Source organism: Georgenia sp. 311, from assembly GCF_006151955.1.
GTDB classification, from domain to species: Bacteria; Actinomycetota; Actinomycetes; order Actinomycetales; family Actinomycetaceae; genus Oceanitalea; species Oceanitalea wutianyii.
Map to the genome: position 1 here is coordinate 78,034 of NZ_VDFS01000052.1, position 7,018 is coordinate 85,051.

Sequence of the window (7,018 nt, forward strand, 5' to 3'; positions counted from 1 at the left end):
CCTTCGAGGCCGACGTTTCGTCGGCCGGTGCCTCGTGTGGAACGACGCGACGATCACCGTCACCCCGGAGGAGACATCGGTGGCTCAACGAGCCCAGCGCCAGTCCGGCGCCCGCCGCGGGCCGGCGCGTACCCAGCGCCGCACCCGTCATCGCGACAACACCGGCATCATCCCGGTGCTCGCCCAGGCCGTCCGTGAGGTCGAGGCCGCCGTCAAGCGCGGCGCCGCCCGGCCCTCGATCCGGACGAAGTTCCAGGCCGTCGCCCTGCTCGTGCGGGAGGAGCGGGCCCGGCTCAAGGCCGACCCGTCCCTGTCCGAGGCACGGCGCGGCGAGGAGCTCAAGCGGCTCGAGGGCATCGCGACGATCCTCGCGGTGACCGCGGCCCGTGACTCCACGCTCCTCGCGCTCCTCGCCGACGACGCCGTCGTCAGCCCCGACGCCCGCGAGCTGCGCCGCGAGATGCTCACCGACGCCGGCTACGAGGTCCCCGAGGAGGAGCCCGAGCCGGAGCAGGTCGAGACCGTCGTCGAGCTGCGGCGCGTCGTGCCGCGGTCGGTGATCTCGCGGCAGATGTCCAACCCCTTCCTCGAGCCGGCCTACGACGCCGTGCGCAAGCCTCCGCCCCGTCCCCGCCGGCTCGCCGGCTGGGAGCTCATCGAGCCTCTCCTGCGCTCCTTCGAGTACGGCGGGGAGGCCGCCTGCATGACGCTGCCCGAGGTGCCGGCCACGCAGGTGCGCCCAGGGCTGGAGCTCATGCCGCACCAGGCGCAGGTCGTCGCCTCCGCCGCGGAGGGCCACCGCACCTTCCTCCTCGCCGACGAGCCGGGCCTGGGCAAGACGGCGCAGGCGCTGCTCGCCGCGCAGGCCGCCGACGCCTACCCGCTCATCGTCGTCGTGCCCAACGTCGTGAAGACGAACTGGGCGCGCGAGGCCGAGCTGTGGACCCCGGCGCACCGCGCGACCGTCATCCACGGCGACGGTGAGGACGTCGACGCCTTCGCCGACATCTTCGTCGTCAACTACGAGATCCTCGACCGGCACGTCGGCTGGCTCGGCAGCCTCGGGCTGAACGCGCGCGGGTTGGTCGTCGACGAGGCGCACTTCATCAAGAACAAGAAGTCCCAGCGTTCCCAGCACGTCCTGCACCTGTCCGAGCAGCTCCGCTCGCGTCCGGGTGAGCCGCTGCTCATGGCGCTCACCGGCACCCCGCTCATCAACGACATCGAGGACTTCACCGCGATCTGGCAGTTCCTCGGCTGGATCGACGAGGAGAAGCCGCTCGGGGACCTCATGGAGGCCCTGGAGGACACCGGCCTGGTGCCCTCCGACCGCGGGTTCTACGCCGCCGCCCGCCAGGCGGTCATCGAGTGCGGCATCGTGCGCCGGCGCAAGATCGACGTCGCCGCCGACCTTCCGGCACGCCGGGTGGCCGACGTCTTCGTCGAGCTCGACGACGACGCCGGCCGCTCCATCCGCGACGCCGAGCGGGCCCTGGCCCGTCGTCTCGTCACCCGTTACGAGCGGGCGCTGGAGACGAAGTACGGCGAGAACGTCCACGAGGGCATCGACCACGACCTCGTCCGGCAGGTCGCGGTGTGGGAGACGGCACGCACGTCGGAGACGAAGTCGGAGGACAACGTCTTCACGATGATGCGCCGCATCGGCACCGCCAAGGGTGGCGCCGCCGCGGACTACGCCGCCCAGCTCGCCCGCAACGTCGGCAAGGTCGTCTTCTTCGCCAAGCACATCGACGTCATGGACGAGGCCGAGGCGCTGTTCGAGCACCGCGGGATCCGCTACGCCTCGATCCGTGGTGACCAGACGCCGACGGCGCGCCAGCGCAACATCGACGCCTTCACCACCGACCCCGAGGTCTCGGTCGCGGTGTGCTCCCTCACTGCCGCCGGCGTGGGCATCAACCTCCAGGTGGCGTCCAACCTCGTGCTCGCCGAGCTCTCCTGGACCGACGCCGAGCAGACGCAGGCGATCGACCGCGTCCACCGCATCGGGCAGCCCGAGCCGGTGACCGCCTGGCGGATCATCGCCGCCCAGACGCTCGACACCCGCATCGCCGAGCTCATCGGCAGCAAGGCGGGCCTCGCGGCGCGGGCGCTGGACGGCTCGGACGAGGAGGTCGTCACCGACGTCCAGCTCGAGATGCTCATCGCCCTGCTCACCGACGCGCTGAGCAAGGCTCCGGCCACCGTGTGAGGCGCCGCCGTCGTCGTCGTGCCGCGGCCTAGTGCCGGCGCACGACGACGGCGGTCGCGTCGTCGTCGGAGCGCGGGTCGCGCACGCAGGCGATGAGCGCGTCGAGGTCGCCGGCCCCCGGACCGCTGAAGGCCGCCCGCAGCTGCTCCAGGCCGTCGGGCAGCGGGGTGCCCCGCCGCTCGACCAGGCCGTCGGTGAACAGGACGACCCCGCCGCCGGCGGGGATGTCGAGCACGCCGGTCACCGGTGCGCCCCTCCCGTAGCCGATCGGCAGCGTGCCGACGTCGGTGTGCCAGCCGGCGCTGCCGTCGGCGTCCAGCACGAGCGGTCGCAGGTGGCCGGCCCGGACGTACTCCATCCGGCCGGTGACGGTGTCGATGACGGCGACGAGGAGGGTGGCCATCTCCCCGGACATCGTCCACTTGGCCAGCGCGTCGAGCCCGCTGGTGGCCGCGCCCGGTGAGCTGTCCCGCACGAGCAGCGCGCGCAGCGCGTTGCGCAGCTGGCCCATCGTCGAGGCGGCCGCCATGCCGTGTCCGGCGACGTCCCCGACCGCGATGGCCAGGCGCCCGTCGGGCAGGCACAGCGCGTCGTACCAGTCCCCGCCGACCCGCCCGCCGTCCCCGGGGGTGTAGCGCGCCTCGATGGACCAGCCCGGCGCCTCCGGCAGCGAGGTCGGCAGGGAGGAGCGGTGGAGGATCTCTGCCGCGCGGCTGTCCGCCAGCCCGCGCAGGTAGAGCGCCTCGACGGCGTGGCGCCGCAGCACGGCGGCGGTGTCGAGCTCCTCCTCGGACCACGGCAGGCTCTCCCCGCGCACGGTCTCGCGCCAGCGGTCGAAGGACTTGCGCGGCGACAGGCGCACGGAGTCGCCCTCGCGCAGCGCGATCGCCTTGTTGTGCGGGTCCCCGCCCCAGTCGACCGAGCGGGCGACCTCACGGCGGAGCCAGACGACGGCGTCCCCCTCGGCGAGGTTGAGCGCGAGGACGCCGGCGGCGTCGGGGACGGCCGCGGCCACCAGCGGGGCGTCGCGCCGCAACGAGTCGGTCGCCACGATCTCCTCACCGGTCCCGGCGGCCCACCGCAGCAGGGCGTCGGCGTCGGCGGGCGCGTCACCGGCCGTGGCGGTGCGCCCCTGGGCCCGGACGACGACGCCGTCGGCCTCCATGATGCTCAGCAGCGTGGGCCGGCGCACGAGCGCCTCGGCGAGCGGCAGGTGCTCGTCACGGGTGGCGGCGACGAGCCCGGCCAGGTCGCGCGCCACGCGGTGGGCGGCGGCGAGCCGGTCCTCCTCGACCTGGGCGATGAGCCGCAGGGACAGGACCGAGCCGAGAAACTCCGCCGCCACGCGCACCTCGTACGGCGGGGCGTGCGTCCCGGAGTAGTGGTGGCAGGCGATGAGGCCCCACAGCCTCCCGTCCTCGAGCAGCGAGATCGACATCGACGCCGTGACGCCCATGTTCTGCAGGTACTCGACGTGGATCGGGGAGACCGAGCGCAGCGCGGCGTGCGTGAGGTCGAGCGGCGCGCCGGTGACCGGGTTGAGCGTGGGAACGAGCGGGCTGGGGGTGTAGCCGATGTCGGAGATCAGCCGGATCCAGTTCTTCTCGTACAGCGCGCGGGCCTGCGCGGGGATGTCGGTGGCCGGGTAGTGCAGGCCGAGGAAGGCGTTGAGGTCCTCACGCCGTGCCTCGGCGACGACCTCGCCGTTGTGGTCGGCGTCGAACCGGTAGACCATGACGCGGTCGAACCCGGTGAGCCGGCGCACCTCGCCCGCCACGACCTCGTACAGGTCCCGGAGCGAGTGGGCGCGGTTGAGCTCGGCGAGGCTGCCGCGCACCTGGTGGTAGGTGCCGGTGTGGCTCAGCGGCCGCGCGCCCTCGGCCGGCTCGAGCTCGAGGACGAGGAGGTCCTCCGCGCCCGGCGGGTGGTGGAGGATCGCGTCCCACGGCTGTCCGTCGGGCAGGTGGACGAGCGCGGGGTTGCGCTCCTGGACGTCACCGGGAGCCGCCGCGTGCGCGGTGACGACGGCGGCCGCGTGCTCACCGACGACGTCGGCCAGCGGGTGGCCCAGGACGGCGTCGAGCGGGCGGCCGAGCAGCGCGGCGACGGTGCCGGTCGCCTGGACGACCACGTCGCCGTGGAGGACGAGGAGCACGCCGCGCGGCTGGATCGAACCGGGGACGTGGATCGGCTCGCGGGCGCAGTTGTCGAGGTCCACCGGGTCGTCGGGCGCCAGGGTCGGTTCCACGTGGTCTCCTGTCGTGGCAGGGGCCTCAGTGTGCCAGGTCGGTCCGCGGATCGGGGCGAAGTGGGGGAGGGAACCCGGCGTGCCAGGGTCCTAGGTCCCTCGACCCGCGTGGCCGCCGGGGAGGACGGTGGAGGTAGGACAGGGCAGGCGCCGGCGGCACCTCCTGCGCTCCCCACCTGGGAGCAGTGGGTGGACCGGCACGTCATGGGCGGCTGACCCCGGTCGTCCCCCCGGCGGGACGGCCCGATCTCTGGTACCAAGGACAGGAGGAGGCACGCGATGACCATCAACTCCGTTCCAGCCCCCGCAGGCGCTGTCGTCGTCGGTGTGGACGGCTCCGGCCTGTCCGAGTCGGCGCTGCTCTGGGCGGCGGCCGAGGCCGCGCGTCTCGGGTCCCCGCTCCACATCGTCCACGCGTTCGTCTACGTCCATGCGATGGGCGGCTTCGCGGTCGTCGACGTCGCGACCCCGGACGAGATCGGTGGCGAGGTGTGCGCCGCGGCGCTCGAGCGCGTCCGCGCCGAGTTCCCCGACCTCGCGGTGACGACCGAGGTCCGCGTGGGGCCGGCGGCCCCGCAGCTCATCAAGGCGTCCCGGCAGGCGAGCATGGTCGTGCTCGGTGCCCGGGGGCACGGCCGCATCGGTGGCGTCCTCGTCGGCTCGGTGTCCCAGCAGGTCGCCCTGCACTCCCGGTGCCCCGTCGTCGTCGTGCGCGGCGGGGTCGAGGGCGGGCCCGTCGTCGTCGGCCTGGACGGGTCGGTGCAGGCCGACGAGGCGCTGCGCTTCGCGCTGCGGCACGCCGAGGGTGTCGGGGCCCCGCTGCGGGTCGTGCGCGCCGAGTACGTCGAGGCCCCTCCCGGTGTCCCGCCGGGGGAGTGGTACGCGGACCTCGTCGACCGCATGCAGGCGCTCACGGAGAGCGTCCGCTCCAAGGTCGAGGAGGTCGCGCGCGAGCACCCCGGGGTGGAGGTCGAGCTCGAGATCCTCCACCAGCACCCGGTGAGTGCGCTCGTCGACGAGTCGGCCCAGGCGCGCCTGATCGTCGTCGCCAGCCGCGGCCTGGGCGGGTTCGCCGGTCTGCTGCTCGGCTCGGTGAGCCAGGGCGTCCTCTCCCGCTCCATGGCGTCGGTCGCGGTCGTGCCGCCCGCCGGCGGCCCGCGGGAGGAGCCGGAGGCGCGCGACATCACCCGCTGAGCCGGTCAGCCGTCCGCCGGCTCCTGGAGGTGGCGCAGGTAGCGGCCCGGTGAGTCGAGGAACGCGCGCCAGTGCCGCACGACGTCGAGGTCCGCCCACGCGACCTCACGCAGCCCATCGCCGTCGAGCTGGAGGATCCGCGCGCCGGGCAACGCGGTGAGGAGCGGGGAGTGCGTCGCGCACAGGACGTGGCGGCCGGCGGCGGAGAGCTGGGCGAGCACGTCGAGCAGCGCGAGCGAGGTCGTGAAGGACAGCGCCGACTCCGGCTCGTCGAGCAGGACCGTCCCCGCGCCGCGCACCCACCGGCTCGTCAGCATCTCGACGAAGGACTCCCCGTGGCTCAGCCGGTGGAGCGGGTGCGCGCCCGGCTCGTGCTCCTCGTCGAGCCGGCTCGCGTCCTCGAGGTAGGTGACGAACCGGTGCATGGTCTCGGCGCGCAGGAAGAACCCGGTGCGCGTGCGCGGGCCGGCTCCGCGCCGGACCGCGAGGAGCCGCTCGCCGAGGTCGGAACGGTCGGTGCCCCGGCCGCGGTCGGCCCCGCCGTGGTGGTCGCTCGAGCCGCCGTCGGGCGGGATGCCGAGCACCTCGGCGACGGCCTCGACGACGGTCGACTTGCCCGACCCGTTCTCCCCGACGAGGAACGTCACGCCTGGCGGGATGTCGAGACCGTGCTCCAGGACGTGGGCGACGGCGGGCACGGAGTCCGGCCACCGCGCCGGGTCGACGGGTGCGTCGGGGCGGCGCTCGACGCGCAGGCCGCCCGGCTGGTCCTCGTTCACCCCTGCACTGTGCCCGACGGCGGTGACACGCCGCACGCGCGGCGCGCTACCCGGGGCGGCCGAGCGCGGGAGCGTCGTAACCGCGCGCCAGCCCCTGGGTGAGGGCGGCGACGAGGTCCGGGACGTCCTGCGCGGCCACCCGGACCGTGCCGGCGCACACGTCACCGTGCCAGACGGACACGACGACCACGCCGTCGGCGTGGTGCCACGACACGCGAAGGCACCGGTCACCGCCGCGCACGTCGGTGAGTACCTCGCCCCGCGCGGGCAGCGCGACGATGCGTCCCATGCCGTCCATGGTCCTCCTGCGCGCGCGATCTGACCAGGGGGCGCGGGCGCGGGCCGCTGGCCGGCCTCCTGCAGCGCGGAACCTGCCACGAAGTCGGCGACACGCGCGCGACACGCCGTTCCGCGCGGGCCGGGAGGGGGCACCGGGCGGACATGGTGGCAGGATCCGCACGACCCTCGCCGTCGAACACCTGTTCGAGTATGATGGTGCCGTGTCCAGCGGGCCCACCATCCTGCACGCCGACCTCGACGCGTTCTACGCCTCGGTCGAGCAGCTGCTCGACCCGTCCCTGCGCG

At 74.3% G+C, this 7,018-nt stretch carries 5 protein-coding genes and 1 pseudogene; 3 read left to right on the forward strand and 3 right to left on the reverse strand.

What is annotated here, in order from left to right; translation table 11 throughout:
* The first annotated feature begins 79 nt into the window (after positions 1–79).
* Positions 80–2,212 carry a DEAD/DEAH box helicase gene (locus FHE66_RS11390; RefSeq protein ID WP_139073068.1) on the forward strand — a complete coding sequence of 711 codons (2,133 nt, stop codon included), beginning with the start codon at positions 80–82 and terminating at the stop codon, positions 2,210–2,212.
* 28 nt (positions 2,213–2,240) lie between these two features.
* On the opposite strand, the gene FHE66_RS11395 is transcribed toward FHE66_RS11390, so the two are convergent.
* Positions 2,241–4,460, reverse strand: coding sequence for a SpoIIE family protein phosphatase (locus FHE66_RS11395; protein ID WP_139073069.1), 2,220 nt, complete (start codon positions 4,458–4,460; stop codon positions 2,241–2,243).
* Positions 4,461–4,739: 279 nt separating this feature from the next.
* Here FHE66_RS11395 and FHE66_RS11400 point away from each other — a divergent pair, with 279 nt between their 5' ends.
* The gene (locus FHE66_RS11400) at positions 4,740–5,654 is read left to right on the forward strand and encodes a universal stress protein (protein ID WP_139073070.1); all 915 of its coding nucleotides are present in this window, start codon (positions 4,740–4,742) and stop codon (positions 5,652–5,654) included.
* Between the two features lie 5 nt (positions 5,655–5,659).
* Here the strand turns inward: FHE66_RS11400 and FHE66_RS11405 are convergent, their stop codons facing one another.
* On the reverse strand, positions 5,660–6,433 hold the full coding sequence (locus tag FHE66_RS11405; protein WP_139073071.1) for an ATP-binding cassette domain-containing protein: 774 nt from the start codon (positions 6,431–6,433) through the stop codon (positions 5,660–5,662).
* 46 nt (positions 6,434–6,479) lie between these two features.
* Positions 6,480–6,722 carry a hypothetical protein gene (locus FHE66_RS11410; protein ID WP_139073072.1) on the reverse strand — a complete coding sequence of 81 codons (243 nt, stop codon included), beginning with the start codon at positions 6,720–6,722 and terminating at the stop codon, positions 6,480–6,482.
* On the opposite strand from FHE66_RS11410, the pseudogene FHE66_RS15740 reads away from it, so the two are divergent.
* Positions 6,721–7,018, forward strand: a pseudogene (locus tag FHE66_RS15740) (hypothetical protein); the annotation flags it as partial. The gene FHE66_RS11410 and the pseudogene FHE66_RS15740 sit on opposite strands and share 2 nt — an antisense overlap.